Below are 16,350 nucleotides of genomic sequence, written 5' to 3'. Positions count from 1 at the left end.
GGCGTCATCCGGAGGTCGGCACCATGTCCGTGGATCCCTTTCGTCGCGTCGGTTCGTCCCGTCCCGTGGGACGGGTGCTGAGCGGCCAGGACCGCTTCGAGAAGGAAGCCCTGGAAGGTCCTCCCGAGGGCCACCTCGCCATGGACCGCCGCCAGCGCATGGCCGGCGGCCCGCTGCCGGTGAACGGCGAGAGCCCCTTCGCCGCGAAGATGCGCAAGCTGGCCGCGTCGAACCCGGACGGCAAGGAAGACTGACGCGGTCCTTCCTCGCCGGGCCGCTCAGACCTGCCCGGCGCCGCCGTCCACGAAGAGCTCCGCGCCGTTGACGAAGCTGCTGTCGTCCGACGCGAGGAACAGCGCCGCCTTCGCCACCTCGTCCGGCTGCCCCATGCGTCCCAGCGGGATGAGGCTGGTGAGGTACTCCTTGATCTGCTTCGCCCCCGCCGCGTCGGCCGCCAGCCCGTTGAGTCCCGGCGTGTCGATGGGCCCGGGGCTGAGCGTGTTCACCCGGATGCGCCGCCCCTTCAGGTCCGTTGCCCAGGTGCGCGCGAACGAGCGGACCGCCGCCTTCGTCGCCGCGTAGACGCTGAACGCCGCCGAGCCGTCCGAGCCCGCGGTGGAGCCCGTCAGGATGACGGAGCCGCCGTCCTTCAACAGGGGCAGCGCCTTCTGCACCGAGAACAGCGTGCCCTTCACGTTGACGTTGAACGTCTGGTCGAAGTGCGCCTCCGTGATGGAGCCCAGCGCCGCGAACTCGCCGCCGCCCGCGTTGGCGAACACCACGTCCAGGTGCCCCGCCTCCTCCTTCACCCGCGCGTAGAGCCGGTCCAGGTCCGCCATCACGGACACGTCCCCGCGCACTCCCACCGCGCCGTGGCCAATCTCCTGCACCGCCCGGTCCACCTCCGCCTGCCGGCGGCCGGTGAGGAACACCTTCGCTCCCTCCTGCGCGAAGCGCTTCGCGGACGCGAAGCCGATGCCCGTGGTTCCACCCGTGACGACTGCCACCTTCCCGTCGAGCCTGCCCATCGTCCCACTCCTTGGTTATGGACTTTGTGGTCCATATCTAAGAATGGTGGACCGAACGGTCAATAACTTTTATTTTCCGGGCATGGCTCGGCCTCGGACATTCGATGAAGCGCAGGTGCTGCGGGCGGTGCGCGACCAGTTCTGGAACAAGGGCTACGCGGCGACGTCCATGGACGACCTGATGCGGGCCACGGGGCTGGGGAAGGGCAGCCTCTACGGAGCCTTCGGCGACAAGCATCAGCTCTTCCTGAAGGTGTTCGACACGTACTGCGTGAGCTCCGTGGAGTCGGTGAAGAAGACGCTGGAGGGGCCGGACGCAGGAGCGCTGGAGCGGCTGCGCCAGTACATGCTGGGCGTGGCCACCGCGTCCGCGGCGCCCGCGAACCGGCGAGGGTGTCTGCTGGCGCGAGGCACGTCGGAGCTGGCGGCGCAGGACGCGCACGTGGCGGACCGGGCACTGGAGACCTTCCGGGGGCTGGAGGCCGCGTTCGTTCGCTGCCTGGAGCAGGCCCGGGCACATGGGGACCTTGCCGCCCACGCTGACTCACAGAGGTTGGGTGCCATGCTGCTCGCGGTCTTCCGGGGGCTGGAGGCCGTGGGCAAGGCGGGCATGGACGAGGCCAGCCTGCGCGGCATGGTGGAGACGGCGTTCGAACATCTGCCCGCCCCGGTGAAGCGCCGCCGCTAGAGCCGTCCCCTCTTCCGGTGACCCCCGCGTTCAGGCTAGGCACAGAGGCCTGAACGCGGGTGCGAGCGGTCACTCACCGGGATTGGGGGCATTGATGCGGAAGGCACATGCGGTGGCGGCGTCGATGGTGGCGCTGATGCTGGGGCAGACGGGCTGCTATCGGACGAGCATCGTCACGAACCTGCGGCCGGAGCCCAAGGTCCACCAGGACCGGCAGTGGTTCACGGCGGTGGGCCTGTTGCCCGTGTCGAGTCCCCCTGGCAGCGAATGCAAGAACGGCATCGCGTGGGCGCAGAGCCGCGCGACCCCCAGCGACTTCCTCATCCAGGCGGGCCTGGCGGTGGCGGGCGCGTTCATCGGGTCGGCGGTGTGCGCTGGCGGCAACCGGACCGAAGAGGAACAGGCCAACTGCGCCGCGATTGGCCTGCTGGTGCCCACGCTCCTGGTGGGCTCGCGCACCGTTGCCTACGCCTGCGCTTCGGAGTCCCAGAACGTCAATCCGCGGCAGGACCTGGGCCAGGAGACGCCGGCCCGCGTGCCGGACTCCGTGAACGCACCGGAGGAGGGTGAGGTCCCGGTGCTCGACGCCCCGACTCCGCCGCCGCTGCCGCCGCCCGGCTCCGTGCCGGATTCGAGCCCCGGACTCTGAAATACATCCGGACGCGGCGCGCGAAGGTGTCCGCGCCGCGCCCGGAGGTGTCTGTCTATTCGCCGCGCCGCTTGGAGCGCGTCCGGGCCCAGCCCGCGTTGGACTGGTTGCGCTGCACCCGCTTGTGCTCGCGCTGCGCGGTGGCGTCCGTCTGGCGGTGCTGGAAGGCCTGCTCGCGCAGGAGCTTCGCGAAGTTCGCGCGCCGCTCCTCGGGGATCGTGCCGTTCTCCACCGCCGCCCTCACCGCGCAGCCCGGTTCACCCTGGTGGCCGCAGTCGCTGAAGCGGCAGCCGGTGGCCAGCGCGAGGAGGTCCGCGAAGGCGTTGGCCAGGCCCTCCTCGTCGTCCCCCCACAGGCCCAGCTCGCGCATGCCGGGCCCGTCGATGATGAGGCCGCCGTGCTCCAGCACGAACAGCTCACGGTGCGTGGTGGTGTGCCGGCCCTTGTCGTCCTCTGGCCGCACGGGCTGGGTGACGAGTCGCGCGGCGTCCAGCAGCCGGTTGGCGAGCGTGGACTTGCCCACGCCGGACGAGCCCAACAGCACGCCAGTCCTGCTGGGAGGAAGCCGTGCGCGCACGTCCTCCACGCCCATGCCCGTCCTCGCGCTCACCGCGAGCACGTCCACGCCGGGGGCCAGGGCCTCCACCTCCAGGACGCGCCCGGCCGCGTTGTCCGCGAGGTCCGCCTTGCTGAGGAGCACGACGGGCGTGGCGCCGCTGTTCCAGGCCACCGTGAGGGACCGCTCGATGCGGCGGGGGTTGAAGTTGCCGTCCAACCCCACGACGAGGAACACCACGTCCACGTTGGCGGCGATGAGCTGGCCGTCGTGTTCGCTGCCCGCCTCGCGCCGCTTCAGGAGGCTGCGGCGGGGCAGCACGGAGTGCATCAGCGCCTCTCCGTCACCGGACGCGGGCGGTTGCAGGAGGACCCAGTCGCCCACGGTGGGCAGGGCCTCCGGGCCCTGGGCCTGATGGAGGAGGCGTCCGGAGGTGCGCGCGAGGAAGGCCGCGCCGGCGGTCTGCACGGTGAGCAGTCCCCGCTGCTGGCGCACGACGCGCCCGGGGACGAGGGAGGAAGACGACTGCAAGACGGTGTTGGACAGCGCGAGGTCGAGGTCGGGACCCCAGCCGAGGATTTCAAGTGACACTTGGGGAACTCCGGGCAGAGCGATGCCTGGGGCGCGGGGAGAGGACTCCGGGGCGCCGGGCGTGAAGGAAGCGGGGCTCGCGCTGCGACGGACGACGGTGATGCGACCGGCTCAGCGGATGGGCGCCCGCGTGGCGGACAGGGCCGCGACGACGACAAGGGGCGGAGTCATCAGGACAGGTCTCCTCAGGGTGCGTGGAACCACCGGCGGTCATCGCCGTTCCGTGCGGGACCCTAACAATTCCTGTCGGCCGCTGGCCACCCCCGTGCGTTTTCCCCCTTGAACCTCACGCGACGTGAGGTTGTACCCATGACATCCAGTCACGCGAAGACCGTGGCTGGAAAGGGGTGAGGCATGCAGCACACGGAGCTGAAGGTCGGGGAGCTGGCCCGGCGCACGGGGCTGTCCATCCGCGCGCTGCACCACTACGACGAGATTGGGTTGCTCAAGCCCTCGGCGCACACGGCGTCGGGGCATCGGCTCTACACGGCGGAGGACATTGCCCGCCTGAGTCACATCCTGTCGCTCAAGCAGCTCGGGTTCTCGCTGGAGGAGATTGCCGAGACGCTGGGCCGGGCGGACTTCTCCGCCCTGCGCGTGGTGGAGCTGCGGCTCCAGCGGGCCCGGGAGCAGTTGGCGGAACAGCGTCAGCTCTGCGACCGCCTGGATTCCCTCGCACGGCAGCTGCGCGCGGCGGAGCCCGTCTCCGCCGACGACTTCCTACAGACCATCGAGGCCATGACCATGTTCGAGAAGTACTACACCCCGGAGCAGTTGAAGGAGCTGGAGGCCCGTCGCCAGGCGATGGGTGACGACGCCATCAAGCAGGTGGAGGCCGAGTGGCCCCGCCTCATCGCGAGCATGCGCGAACAGATGGAGCAGGGCGCCGACCCCGCGTCCGAGCCGGTGCGAGCCCTGGCCACGCGCTGGCGCGAGCTCGTCCGCGCCTTCACGGGCGGCAACCCCGGCATGGAGAAGTCGCTCCAGACGATGCACCAGCAGGAGCCGCGGATGGCCCAGCGTCAGGGCCGCGACCCGAAGCTCATGGAGTACGTGGGCCGGGCCATGGCCTGTCTGGACGCGCCGAAGTAAAGCCAGACACGGCGACGGCCGCCAGCGAAGGGCTGGCGGCCGTGGCTGTCATGCAAATGCAGCTCGCTGAAGGCTACTGGCCGCCAATGGTGCCATTGGAGCCACCGGTGCCGGTGCCGCCCACGCCACCCATGGTGCCGCCGGAGCCGCTGGTGCCGGTGCCTCCGACGCCGCCCGTGCCAGTCGTGCCGCTGGTGCCGCCCGTACCGGTGCCGCCCGGGTTGATGACGGTCGAGCCGTTGGACTCGTTGCCGGGCTCGGTGGCGCCGGTGGTGCCGGTGCCCGTGCCGCCAATGGTGCCGGTGCTGCCGGAGCCACCAATGGTGCCGTTGCTACCGGAGCTGCCGACGCCGGTGGTGCTGGTGCCCGCGCCGCCGTAGGTGCCGGTGCTCGTCGAGGGCGGCGTGTACGTGCCGGTGGACGGAGCGGTGCTCCCGGTGCCGTAGGTGTCCGTGCTGGAGCCGGTGGTGCCGGTGCCCGTGCCGATGCCACTGGTCCCGGTGCCGCCGGTGCCGGAAGTGCTACCTCCCGTGGTGCCGGTGCCAGTGGTGCCCGGAGTCGGGTTCACGCCGGTGCCAGAGCCACCCGTGCCGGTGGCGGTGTTGCCCGTCTGCACGCCCGTGGAGTTGTTGGTGCCGGGCGTGACCGTGCCCGACGAGCCAGCGGTGCCCGTCTGCCCGCTGTTGATCATCTCCGGCGAAGCGCCCGACGAGCCGGGGGTCGTCCCGGGGCTCGAACCGTCGCCTACCTGCTGGGCGAGCGCGCTGGTGGAGAGCAAGAAGCTGAAGGCCAGTGCCGCGGTGCCAATGGAGCGTCGCATGTCAGGAATCCTTTCCCCTCGCTTGAGGCGTAAAGGTGTGTGCTTCACCGGACAGGGCAACCCGTCAGGACCAGTCAGCACATGGCAGGCCGCCAGCTCGCAGGTCATTCATGGGACAGAGCACGCGGGACAGGGCTTGCACGCACGCGCGCCCGACACAGTGAAACAGGCGGGGACGGCATACCCCCGGGTGTCCAACACCCGCGCTTCCGTGTCGCGGCGAGAAGTCTTTGCCCCGTTTCTGTGCTGTCCTCCGGTCCCGGGAGGAGCGTGCGTGAGCGGACGGGAAGGGCATCTGGCGGCGGGCCGCAAGAGCGCGCGCCTCGCGCGGAGCGTGGGCGCCCGTGCATGGCCGCTCACGCTCGTCATCGCCGCGGGCCTGGGCCTGCTGCTCTACGTCTCCACCACCAGCCTTCCGTACCTCATCGCCTCACCCGCCGGAGACGCGCACCTGGGCGCACTCAATGACTGTCTGGCGCGGCAGCTCGAAGGGGTCACGCGGCTGGGCTGGGCCGTGGCGCCAGATGCGTCGCGCGCGGCCGTGTTCGGGCCCCGCGTCGTCGCGGTCTGCGGCGACGATGGCTCGCACTCGCGCTTGGAGATCCCCGGCACCACCGCGCTCGCCTTCGACGGCGCACGCCGTCTGTGGGCCGCCGCCGGAGGTCACCTGCTGCGGGAGCGGGACGGCGCACTGCTGCCGGTGGGCGACATCACTCCACCGGAATGGCTGATCGGCCACGCGGGCGGAGTCCTCGCGCTGGATGCCACCGGGCAGCTCGTCTCCGTGGCGCCGGACGGCAAGGTGCTGGGCCAGGCGCAGGTGCCGGGTCCAGGAGGCCGTCTGTCCATCGGTCCTGGCGGCGTGCTCGCGGCGGTGGAGTGGGGCGGCGGCGTCATCGTCTACGACGCGCGCACCCTGGAACTGGTGCGGGCGGAAGCCCCGTGCGCCGTGGAGTTCCTGTGGTGGCTCGACACCGCGGATCAGGTCCTGCTGGCCTGTGGCGCCACTGCTTCCCCGGACGCATCGGGGCCGGGCTCGCTACGGTTCGATGTCCGCACGGGGGCACGCGAAGTGATGCCCGCACGCACTCGCACGCCTGCCCGAAGGCTCTCGGGGCGGGCGTTGTATGTGCAGGGGTGCGATGGCTTCCCGTGCACCGCCTCGCCTCCCTGAAACTGTTATGGGGAGGTTTCTCCTCGGGCCCGCGACTGTGACCCGGGGCTTTCGGGGTTGGTGGGGCTCAGGCCCAGGCACGGCGTTCAGTGCCTGACACCTGGGGCCATTCCGCCCCAGCTTTACATTCGACAAACCCGCGAACTCATTGGACGTTCCTGGGATCGCGGGCCGGTTTCGCAGTACCGGTCGCAACGCTTCCGCCGATCAGGGGTTTCATTCGTGGACGACACCAAGGCTTCCAGCTCCTCCGCTCCCCGCAAGCGCGCCAACGGCCGAAAGACAGCCGCCACCGCCGCAAGCCAGGACGCTGGCCCGCCACGCGCCCGCTCGCAGGGCAACGTCGCGGCCAACCGGCTGAGCAACGTGGAGGCGACGCGTGCCGAGCCCGCGACCGCCCGCCGTGCTCCCTCGCGAAGCCGCAACGGCAACAGCCGCCCGGCCGCTGATGACGGCCTGCGCCCCGGTGGCCCTCCTCCGCTCCAGCAGTTGCTGGCGGCGCTCCGGGCCGTGCAGGGCGGTGACTTCTCCGTGCGGCTGCCGTCGGGCGCGCAGGACGTGGTCATGGATGAGATTGCCCGCGCGTTCAACGCGGTGGTGACGCTCAACTCCACGCTCACCCACGAGATCGTCCGCGTGGAGCGCGTCGTCGGCCGCGAAGGTCGCATGGGCGAGCGCGTGAACCTGGGCGACGTGCGCGGCGACTGGGCCACCAGCGTCCAGTCCATCAACGCCCTTATCGGCGACCTGGTGCAGCCCACCACGGAAGTCGCCCGCGTGCTGGTGGCGGTCGCCGAAGGCGACCTCACCCAGAAGATGGCGCTGGAGATCGACGGCCAGCCCGTGAAGGGCGAGTTCCTCCGCATCGGCACCACCGTGAACGCGATGGTGGATCAGCTCAACAGCTTCGCCGCCGAAGTGACGCGCGTCGCGAAGGAAGTCGGTACGGAAGGAAAGCTGGGCGGCCAGGCCGACGTGAAGGGCGTGTCCGGCGTGTGGAAGGACCTCACGGACAACGTGAACGTCCTCGCCGGCAACCTCACCGCGCAGGTGCGAAACATCGCGGAAGTGACGACGGCGGTGGCCCGCGGCGACCTGTCCCGGAAGATCACCGTGGACGTGAAGGGCGAAGTCCTCGAGCTGAAGAGCACCATCAACACGATGGTGGACCAGCTCAACAGCTTCGCCTCCGAAGTCACGCGCGTCGCGCGCGAAGTGGGTACGGAAGGAAAGCTGGGCGGTCAGGCCGCGGTGTCCGGCGTGTCCGGCACGTGGAAGGACCTCACGGACAACGTGAACTTCATGGCGTCCAACCTCACGACGCAGGTGCGCGGCATCGTGAAGGTGGTGACGGCGGTCGCCAACGGTGACCTCACCCAGAAGCTGATGGTGCCGTCGCAGGGTGAAATCGCCGCGCTGGGTGCCACGCTGAACAACATGACGGACACGCTCAACGTGTTCGCGCAGCAGGTGACCAGCGTCGCGCGCACGGTGGGCGTGGAGGGCAAGCTGGGCGCCCAGGCCCAGGTGCCCGGCGCCGCGGGGACGTGGAAGGACCTCACGGACAACGTGAACCTGATGGCGTCCAACCTCACCAGCCAGGTGCGCAACATCGCGGAGGTCTCCACCGCCGTCGCCAATGGCGACCTGTCCCGGAAGATCACCGTGGACGTGAAGGGCGAGGTGCTGGAGCTCAAGAGCACCATCAACACGATGGTGGACCAACTCCGCGCGTTCGCCGCGGAAGTGACCCGCGTCGCGAAGGAAGTGGGTACGGACGGCAAGCTGGGCGGTCAGGCCGCGGTGCCCGGAGTCGGCGGCACGTGGAAGGACCTCACGGACAACGTGAACAGCATGGCCTCCAACCTCACCACCCAGGTGCGCAACATCGCCCTGGTGACGACGGCGGTGGCCACCGGTGACCTGTCCAAGAAGATCACCGTCGACGCGCGCGGCGAAATCCTGGAGCTGAAGAACACCATCAACACGATGGTGGACCAGCTGAACAGCTTCGCCTCCGAAGTGACCCGCGTGGCCCGCGAGGTGGGCACGCACGGCAAGCTGGGTGGTCAGGCGGAAGTGAAGGGCGTGTCCGGTACGTGGAAGGACCTCACGGACAACGTGAACTTCATGGCGTCCAACCTCACCACCCAGGTGCGAGGCATCGCCAAGGTGGTGACCGCGGTCGCGAATGGCGACCTCACCCAGCGCCTGAAGATGGAGGCCAAGGGCGAGGTGGCGGAGCTCGCGGACACCATCAACGCCATGACCCAGACGCTCTCCATCTTCGCGCAGCAGGTGACGGACGTCGCGCGCACGGTGGGCGTGGAAGGCAAGCTGGGCGCCCAGGCCGTGGTGCCGGGCGTGGCGGGCACGTGGAAGGACCTCACCAACAACGTGAACCTGTTGGCGAACAACCTCACTGATCAAGTCCGTAACATCGCGGAGGTGACGACGGCGGTCGCGAAGGGCGACCTGTCCCGGAAGATCACCGTCGACGCGAAGGGTGAGGTGCTGGAGCTCAAGAGCACCATCAACACGATGGTGGACCAGCTCCGCGCGTTCGCCTCGGAAGTGACGCGCGTCGCGAAGGAAGTGGGCACGGACGGCAAGCTGGGTGGTCAGGCCGACGTGAAGGGCGTGTCCGGCGTGTGGAAGGACCTCACGGACAACGTGAACAGCATGGCCTTCAACCTCACCACCCAGGTGCGCGGCATCGTCAAGGTGGTGACGGCGGTCGCCGACGGCGACCTGTCCCAGAAGCTGGTGATGGAGGCCAAGGGTGAAATCGCCGCGCTCGCGGACACCATCAACGCCATGACCCAGACGCTGTCCGTCTTCGCGCAGCAGGTGACGGACGTCGCGCGCACGGTGGGCGTGGAAGGCAAGCTGGGCGCCCAGGCGGAGGTGCCGGGTGTCGCCGGTACTTGGAAGGACCTCACGAACAACGTGAACCTGCTGGCCAACAACCTCACGGCCCAGGTGCGAAACATCGCGGAGGTGACGACGGCGGTCGCGAACGGCGACCTGTCCAAGAAGATCACCGTGGACGCGAAGGGTGAGGTGCTGGAGCTCAAGAGCACCATCAACACGATGGTGGACCAGCTCCGCGCGTTCGCCGCGGAAGTGACGCGCGTCGCGAAGGAAGTCGGTACGGAGGGCAAGCTGGGCGGCCAGGCCGACGTGAAGGGCGTGTCCGGCGTGTGGAAGGACCTCACGGACAACGTGAACGTCCTCGCCGGCAACCTCACGGACCAGGTGCGCAACATCGCCAAGGTGACCACGGCGGTGGCCAACGGCGACCTGTCCCAGAAGATCACCGTGAGCGTGAAGGGCGAGGTGCTGGAGCTGAAGAACACCATCAACACGATGGTGGACCAGCTCCGCGCGTTCGCTTCGGAAGTCACGCGCGTCGGTAAGGAAGTGGGTACGGAGGGCAAGCTGGGCGGCCAGGCCGCGGTGCCCGGCGTCGCGGGCGTGTGGAAGGACCTCACGGACAACGTGAACGTCCTCGCCGCGAACCTCACGGACCAGGTGCGCAACATCGCCAAGGTGACCACGGCGGTGGCCTACGGCGACCTGTCGCAGAAGATCTCCGTGGAGGCGAGGGGCGAAATCCTGGAGCTCAAGAGCACCATCAACACGATGGTGGACCAGCTCCGCGCCTTCGCTTCCGAAGTGACCCGCGTCGCGAAGGAAGTGGGTACGGACGGCAAGCTGGGCGGTCAGGCCGCGGTGCCCGGAGTCGCCGGCACGTGGAAGGACCTCACGGACAACGTGAACAGCATGGCGTCCAACCTCACCAGCCAGGTGCGCAACATCGCGCTGGTGACCACGGCGGTCGCGAACGGTGACCTGTCCAAGAAGATCACCGTGGACGCGAAGGGCGAAATCCTGGAGCTGAAGAACACCATCAACACGATGGTGGACCAGCTCAACAGCTTCGCTTCCGAAGTGACCCGCGTGGCGCGTGAAGTGGGCGCGGAAGGCAAGCTGGGCGGTCAGGCGGAAGTGAAGGGCGTGTCCGGCACGTGGAAGGACCTCACGGACAACGTGAACTTCATGGCCCGCAACCTCACCACGCAGGTGCGCGGCATCGTGAAGGTGGTGACCGCCGTCGCCAACGGCGACCTCAAGCAGAAGCTGGTGGTGGACGCGAAGGGCGAAGTGGCCGCCCTGGCGGAGACCATCAACAACATGACCGACACGCTGGGCATCTTCGCGGAGCAGGTGTCCTCGGTGGCCCGCGAGGTGGGCGTGGAAGGGAAGCTGGGCGGCCAGGCCCGCGTGCCCGGTGTGGCCGGCACGTGGAAGGACCTCACGGACAACGTGAACTTCATGGCGTCCAACCTCACCACCCAGGTGCGCGGCATCGTGCGCGTGGTGACGGCGGTGGCCAACGGCGACCTGACCCAGAAGCTCATCGTGGACGCGAAGGGCGAGGTGGCGGCGCTCGCGGACACCATCAACAACATGACCGACACGCTGGGCACCTTCGCGGAGCAGGTCTCCACGGTGGCCCGCGAGGTGGGTATCGAAGGAAAGCTGGGCGGCCAGGCCCGCGTGCCCGGTGCGCGCGGCACGTGGCGGCAGCTGACGGACAACGTGAACCAGCTGGCCGGCACGCTCACCAGCCAGCTGCGCGCCATCTCCGACGTGGCCACCGCCGTGACCAAGGGCGACCTGACCCGCAGCATCACGGTCGTCGCCGAAGGCGAGGTCGCGGCGCTGAAGGACAACATCAACCAGATGATCGTCAACCTGCGTGAAACCACGCAGAAGAACCAGGAGCAGGACTGGCTCAAGACGAACCTGGCGAAGTTCAGCGGCATGATGCAGGGCCAGAAGTCCCTGGATGCCGTCAGCCGTCTCATCATGAGCGAGCTGACCCCGCTGGTGTCCGCGCACCACGGCGCCTTCTTCCTCTCCGACCCCGAGGGCGGCATGCCGTCCCTCAAGCTCACCAGCACCTACGCGTACCGGGAGCGCAAGCACCTGGCGAACCGCTTCCGCCTGGGCGAGGGACTGGTCGGCCAGTGCGCGCTGGAGAAGAAGACCATCCTGCTGACGCGCGTGCCGTCGGACTACATCACCATCTCCTCCGGGCTGGGTGAGTCCGCGCCGCTCAACATCATCGTCCTGCCCGTCCTCTTCGAGGGCGAGGTGAAGGCCGTCATCGAGCTGGCCTCGTTCCACCCGTTCAGCGCCATCCACCAGATCTTCCTGGATCAGCTGACGGAGAGCATCGGCGTGGTGCTCAACATGATCATGGCGAACATGCGCACGGAGACCCTGCTCTCCGAGTCGCAGCGCCTGACCCAGGAGCTCCAGAGCCAGTCGCGCGAGCTCACCCAGCAGCAGGATGAGTTGAAGCGCACCAACATCGAGCTGGAGGACAAGGCGAAGGAGCTGGCGGACCAGAACACCCGCGTGGAGGAGAAGAACCGCGAGGTGGAGTTGGCGCGCGTCAGCCTGGAGGAGAAGGCGGAGCAGCTCACCATCATCTCCAAGTACAAGAGCGAGTTCCTGGCCAACATGAGCCACGAGCTGCGCACGCCGCTCAACTCGCTGCTCATCCTCGCGAAGCTCCTGTCGGACAACAAGGACGGGAACCTCTCCAACAAGCAGGTGGAGTACGCGAACACCATCTACGCGTCCGGCGGGGACCTGCTCAGCCTCATCAATGAGATCCTCGACCTGTCCAAGGTGGAGGCGGGCAAGATGCAGGTGGAGCCCCGGGACATCGTCCTCACGGAGCTCAACCAGTTCATCGACCGCAGCTTCCGCCCGGTGGCGGACCAGAAGGGCCTCACCTTCCAGGTGGAGGTGCTGACGGGCACGCCGCGCCACGTGCGCACGGACCCGCAGCGGCTGCAGCAGGTGCTCAAGAACCTGCTCTCCAACGCCTTCAAGTTCACTGACGAGGGCGGCGTGAAGCTCACCGTGCGCCTGGTGGACAAGGGCATCCGCTTCGACCACGAGGCGCTGCGCCGCTCGCGCCACGTGCTGGCCTTCGCCGTGAAGGACACCGGCATCGGCATCGCCAAGGACAAGCAGCGCATCATCTTCGAGGCGTTCCAGCAGGCGGATGGCTCCACCGCGCGCAAGTACGGCGGCACCGGCCTGGGCCTGTCCATCAGCCGTGAAATCGCCAAGCTGCTGGGTGGCGAAATCCGCCTGGAGAGCGAGCCGGGCAAGGGCAGCACCTTCACCCTCTACCTGCCGCCGGAGTACCAGGGCGCGGACGAGGAGGGCGGGCAGGGCAACGACGAGGCCAGTCGCGCGCTGGGAGCCCTGCCGGAGACGCACGCCACCCCGTCCACGTCCGGCATCGTCACGGCGACGCCGCCGCTCGCGCCGCCGTCCCCGGTGGCCGAGCCGCAGGCGCACGTACTGGACGCCGCGCTGCCCCCGCAGGTGGAGGGCTCGCACACGCCCGTCGTGGTGGAGGACGACCGCGAGCTCATCCGCGAGGGCGACCGCACCTTGCTCATCATCGAGGACGACCTGAAGTTCGCCCGCATCATGGTGCAGATGGCGCGCGAGAAGGGCTTCAAGGCCCTGGTCGCCACGCGCGGTGACAGCGGCCTGTCCATGGCGCACGAGTACCAGCCGGACGCCATCACCCTGGACATCCAGCTGCCCGTGGTGGACGGCTGGAGCGTGCTGGACCGCCTCAAGCGCAACCCGCGCACGCGCCACATCCCCGTCCACATCATCAGCGTGATGGACAAGCACCTGGGCAACACCCAGGGCGCGTTCGGCTACCTCACCAAGCCCGTGAGCAAGGAGGGGCTGGAGCGCGTCTTCGGACAGCTGTCGCGCTTCCTGGAGCGCCGCGAGCGCCGCCTGCTCGTCATCGAAGACGATGACGTGCAGCGCAACAGCCTCACCCAGCTGCTCAGCGACGGCGGTGACGTCGTCGTCACCGCGGTGGCGTCCGGCCAGGAGGCCCTCGCGAAGCTGGAGGAGAACGAGTACGACTGCCTCGTCATCGACCTCCTGTTGCCCGACATGGACGGCATCAAGCTGGTGGAGGAGGTGAAGACGCAGCAGCGCTTCCGCGACCTGCCCATCGTCGTCTACACCGGCCGTGAATTGACGCCCAAGGACGAGGCCCGCCTGCGGCGTTACACCGGCAGCGTCATCCTGAAGAGCGGCGCGAAGAGCCCCGACCAGCTGCTCAGCGACACAGCGCTCTTCCTGCACCGCCTGGACGAGAACCTCCCGGCGCGCGCGCGGGCGGCCCTGGCGCAGCGCAACGACCAGGACGCGCCGCTGGCCGGCAAGAAGGTGCTCCTGGTGGATGACGACATGCGAAACATCTTCGCGCTCACCAGCGTGCTGGAAAATCACAGCATGCAGGTGGTCTTCGCGGAGAACGGGCGGGCTGCCATCGAGATGCTCGGTCAGCACCCCGACGTGGATGTCGTGCTGATGGACGTGATGATGCCGGAGATGGATGGCTATGAAACCATGCGTGCCATCCGCAAGGACCCCAAGTACGCCAGCCTCCCCATCATCGCCGTCACCGCGAAGGCGCTGAAGGACGACCGGGAGAAGTGCATGGCGGCCGGCGCGAGTGACTACCTGCCCAAGCCGGTGGATACCGATAAGCTGTTGGAACTGGTCCGGCTGTGGGTGAGTGCTTGATACTCAACGAGGACGATCCATCCTTGAGCCCCCTTGGCACTTCCGTCTGGAAGGGGGCAGCCCTAGCCTTGTTCGCCGTGTATCGGGTCCTCTGACCCACGCGCTCCCCCGCCGCGCACATGAACTCCACAGAGCACACTCCGGAACGTCCCCAGGAAGCCGCCGCCACCCCGCGCGCGGCCATCCTGATGGTGGACGACCATCCGGCCAACCTGCTGGCGCTGGAAGCCATCCTCGAGCCGTTGGGCCAGGACCTGGTGAAGGCGACCAGCGGCGAGGAGGCGCTCAAGCAGCTGTTGCAGCGCGACTTCGCGGTCATCCTGATGGACGTGCAGATGCCGGGGCTGGACGGGTTCCAGACCGCGGCGCTCATCAAGCAGCGCGAGCGCACGCGCACCATCCCCATCATCTTCCTCACCGCGCTCAGCCGTGACGCGGCGCATGTCTTCAAGGGCTACGCGCACGGCGCGGTGGACTACCTGCTCAAGCCCTTCGACCCGGAAATCCTCCGCTCGAAGGTCAGCGTCTTCGTGGACCTGTTCCTCAAGGAGCAGCAGCTCCAGCGCCAGGCGGCCCTCCTGCGCCAGCGCGACCGCGAGGCCCTGGAGCGCCAGAGCGCGCTGCGCTACCGGCGGCTCACGGAGTCCCTGCCGGAGCCCATGTGGGCGGCTCGCGCGGATGGGGCGCTGACGTACGCCAATCGCGCCTGGCGGGACTACACCGGCCACCACGAGGGGTATGAGCTGTCGCTCTCCTCGTTCCTCCTGGACGTGCACCCGGCGGACCGCGAGCGGATGCGCGGCGTGTGGAGCGACGGGGTGGTGCAGGTGCAGAGCAGCACGCAGGAGTTCCGGCTGCGTCGCAAGGACGGCGTCTACCGCTGGCACCTGGCGCGCGCGGTGCCGGAGCGCGACGAGCACGGGCAGCTGGTGGGCTGGCTGGCCATCGCCACGGACATCGACGACAAGCGGCGCGCGGAGGAGGCGCTGGGGCGCTTCAAGACGACGCTCGACGCCACGCTGGACTGCGTCCTGATGTTCACCCCGGACTCGCTCACGCTCGCGTACGCGAACGCGGGCGCGGCCAAGCAGCTGTCCTCCTCCGTGGAGGAGCTGGTGGGCCTGTCGGTGCTGGAGGTGGAGAGCGCCTTCGACGAGATGGGCTTCCGCAAGCTGCTGGCGCCGCTGATGTCCGGCACGCTGCCGTCGCAGACGTATTCCACCAACCACCGCCGCCGCGACGGCTCGGAGGTACCGGTGGAGGTGGTGCTCCAGTACGTGGCGGAAGGGGAGGGCCCCGGCCGCTTCATCTCCGTGGCGCGCGACATCACCGAGCGCCAGCGCGCGGAGACGGCGCTGCGGCTGGCGAGCGAGGCGAAGGACGCGTTCCTCGCCGCCGCGAGCCACGAATTGCGCACGCCGCTGGCCGCGGCGAAGGGCCACGCGCACCTGGCGCTGCTCAAGCTGGGCGGGCAGACGGAGGCCGGCCCCGGCAAGTCGCTGCAGATCATCAACCGGCAGATCGACCGCATGGCGAAGCTGGTGGAGGACCTGCTGGACATCAGCCGGTTGCAGGCGGGGCGGCTGTCATTGGAGCTGGAGCCGTTTGATTTGTCGCAGCTGGTGCTGGAGACGCGGGACCGCATGGCGGTGCTGTCCCAGACGCACGAGCTGAAGGTGGAGGTCCCCGAGCGCCTGGAGGGCACGTGGGACCGGGGGCGGTTGGACCAGGTGCTGACGAACCTCTTGTCCAACGCCATCCGCTACTCGCCGGAAGGCGGCCAGGTGCTGGTGCGCGTGGCGGCGGAGGGCGACAGCGGCGTGCACCTGTCCGTGAAGGACCAGGGCGTGGGCATCCCCAGCGAGAAGCAGCGCCTCATCTTCGAGCGCTTCGGCCGCGCGCACGGCAGCAAGTACGGCGGGCTGGGGCTGGGGCTCACCATCAGCCAGGGCATCGTGGAGCAGCACGGCGGCCGCATCTGGGCGGAGTCCACGGGCACGGTGGGCCAGGGCTCCACCTTCAACGTCTGGCTGCCCCGGCGCACGGAGGCCCAGGCGGCGACGCCGACGGAGTCCTCGCGCACGCCGAGCTGAACCTTC

Annotated in this window: 10 protein-coding genes; 7 read left to right on the top strand and 3 right to left on the bottom strand. The window is 68.9% G+C overall.

What is annotated here, in order from left to right:
* The first annotated feature begins 23 nt into the window (after positions 1–23).
* A complete protein-coding gene (locus tag GTZ93_RS21875; protein WP_120578950.1) occupies positions 24–254 on the top strand; it encodes a hypothetical protein in 231 nt (76 codons plus the stop codon).
* A 24-nt stretch (positions 255–278) separates the two neighbouring features.
* Here the strand turns inward: GTZ93_RS21875 and GTZ93_RS21870 are convergent, their stop codons facing one another.
* Positions 279–1,028, bottom strand: coding sequence for a glucose 1-dehydrogenase (locus GTZ93_RS21870; protein WP_139919832.1), 750 nt, complete (start codon positions 1,026–1,028; stop codon positions 279–281).
* 82 nt (positions 1,029–1,110) lie between these two features.
* On the opposite strand from GTZ93_RS21870, the gene GTZ93_RS21865 reads away from it, so the two are divergent.
* Together GTZ93_RS21865 and GTZ93_RS21860 are read left to right on the top strand one after the other, a co-directional pair.
* Positions 1,111–1,716, top strand: a complete 606-nt coding sequence (locus GTZ93_RS21865) for a TetR/AcrR family transcriptional regulator (RefSeq protein WP_167548267.1) — start codon at positions 1,111–1,113, stop codon at positions 1,714–1,716.
* Positions 1,717–1,810: 94 nt separating this feature from the next.
* Entirely contained in the window at positions 1,811–2,365 is a 555-nt protein-coding gene (locus GTZ93_RS21860; RefSeq protein ID WP_139919831.1) for a hypothetical protein, read from the top strand.
* Between the two features lie 55 nt (positions 2,366–2,420).
* Here GTZ93_RS21860 and rsgA read toward each other — a convergent pair whose 3' ends face one another.
* Positions 2,421–3,512 (bottom strand): ribosome small subunit-dependent GTPase A, encoded by a 1,092-nt coding sequence (rsgA, locus tag GTZ93_RS21855; protein ID WP_139919830.1) that lies wholly within the window; start codon positions 3,510–3,512, stop codon positions 2,421–2,423.
* 354 nt (positions 3,513–3,866) lie between these two features.
* Between rsgA and GTZ93_RS21850 the strand changes: the two genes are divergently transcribed.
* Positions 3,867–4,604, top strand: coding sequence for a MerR family transcriptional regulator (locus GTZ93_RS21850; protein ID WP_121753300.1), 738 nt, complete (start codon positions 3,867–3,869; stop codon positions 4,602–4,604).
* 73 nt (positions 4,605–4,677) lie between these two features.
* Here GTZ93_RS21850 and GTZ93_RS21845 read toward each other — a convergent pair whose 3' ends face one another.
* On the bottom strand, positions 4,678–5,424 hold the full coding sequence (locus tag GTZ93_RS21845; protein WP_161662966.1) for a hypothetical protein: 747 nt from the start codon (positions 5,422–5,424) through the stop codon (positions 4,678–4,680).
* A 274-nt stretch (positions 5,425–5,698) separates the two neighbouring features.
* Here GTZ93_RS21845 and GTZ93_RS21840 point away from each other — a divergent pair, with 274 nt between their 5' ends.
* From GTZ93_RS21840 to GTZ93_RS21830, 3 genes are all read left to right on the top strand, one after another.
* Positions 5,699–6,598 (top strand): hypothetical protein, encoded by a 900-nt coding sequence (locus GTZ93_RS21840; RefSeq protein ID WP_139919834.1) that lies wholly within the window; start codon positions 5,699–5,701, stop codon positions 6,596–6,598.
* Positions 6,599–6,820: 222 nt separating this feature from the next.
* Positions 6,821–14,251, top strand: a complete 7,431-nt coding sequence (locus GTZ93_RS21835) for a HAMP domain-containing protein (protein ID WP_139919829.1) — start codon at positions 6,821–6,823, stop codon at positions 14,249–14,251.
* A gap of 119 nt (positions 14,252–14,370) precedes the next feature.
* On the top strand, positions 14,371–16,344 hold the full coding sequence (locus tag GTZ93_RS21830) for a hybrid sensor histidine kinase/response regulator (protein ID WP_139919828.1): 1,974 nt from the start codon (positions 14,371–14,373) through the stop codon (positions 16,342–16,344).
* Positions 16,345–16,350: the final 6 nt, after the last annotated feature.

Origin of the sequence: Corallococcus exiguus (assembly GCF_009909105.1) — a bacterium.
Lineage (GTDB): Bacteria > Myxococcota > Myxococcia > Myxococcales > Myxococcaceae > Corallococcus > Corallococcus exiguus.
The sequence above is the reverse complement of the archived record's forward strand: the minus strand, read 5'-3'. Positions and strand labels throughout refer to the sequence as shown.

Coding starts and splice junctions, on each gene's coding strand:
- GTZ93_RS21865 (WP_167548267.1), top strand. CDS start 1,111: ATGGCTCGGCCTCGGACATTCGATGAAGCGCAGGTGCTGCGGGCGGTG.
- GTZ93_RS21845 (WP_161662966.1), bottom strand. CDS start 5,424: ATGCGACGCTCCATTGGCACCGCGGCACTGGCCTTCAGCTTCTTGCTC.
- GTZ93_RS21860 (WP_139919831.1), top strand. CDS start 1,811: ATGCGGAAGGCACATGCGGTGGCGGCGTCGATGGTGGCGCTGATGCTG.
- GTZ93_RS21850 (WP_121753300.1), top strand. CDS start 3,867: ATGCAGCACACGGAGCTGAAGGTCGGGGAGCTGGCCCGGCGCACGGGG.
- GTZ93_RS21870 (WP_139919832.1), bottom strand. CDS start 1,028: ATGGGCAGGCTCGACGGGAAGGTGGCAGTCGTCACGGGTGGAACCACG.
- GTZ93_RS21875 (WP_120578950.1), top strand. CDS start 24: ATGTCCGTGGATCCCTTTCGTCGCGTCGGTTCGTCCCGTCCCGTGGGA.
- GTZ93_RS21830 (WP_139919828.1), top strand. CDS start 14,371: ATGAACTCCACAGAGCACACTCCGGAACGTCCCCAGGAAGCCGCCGCC.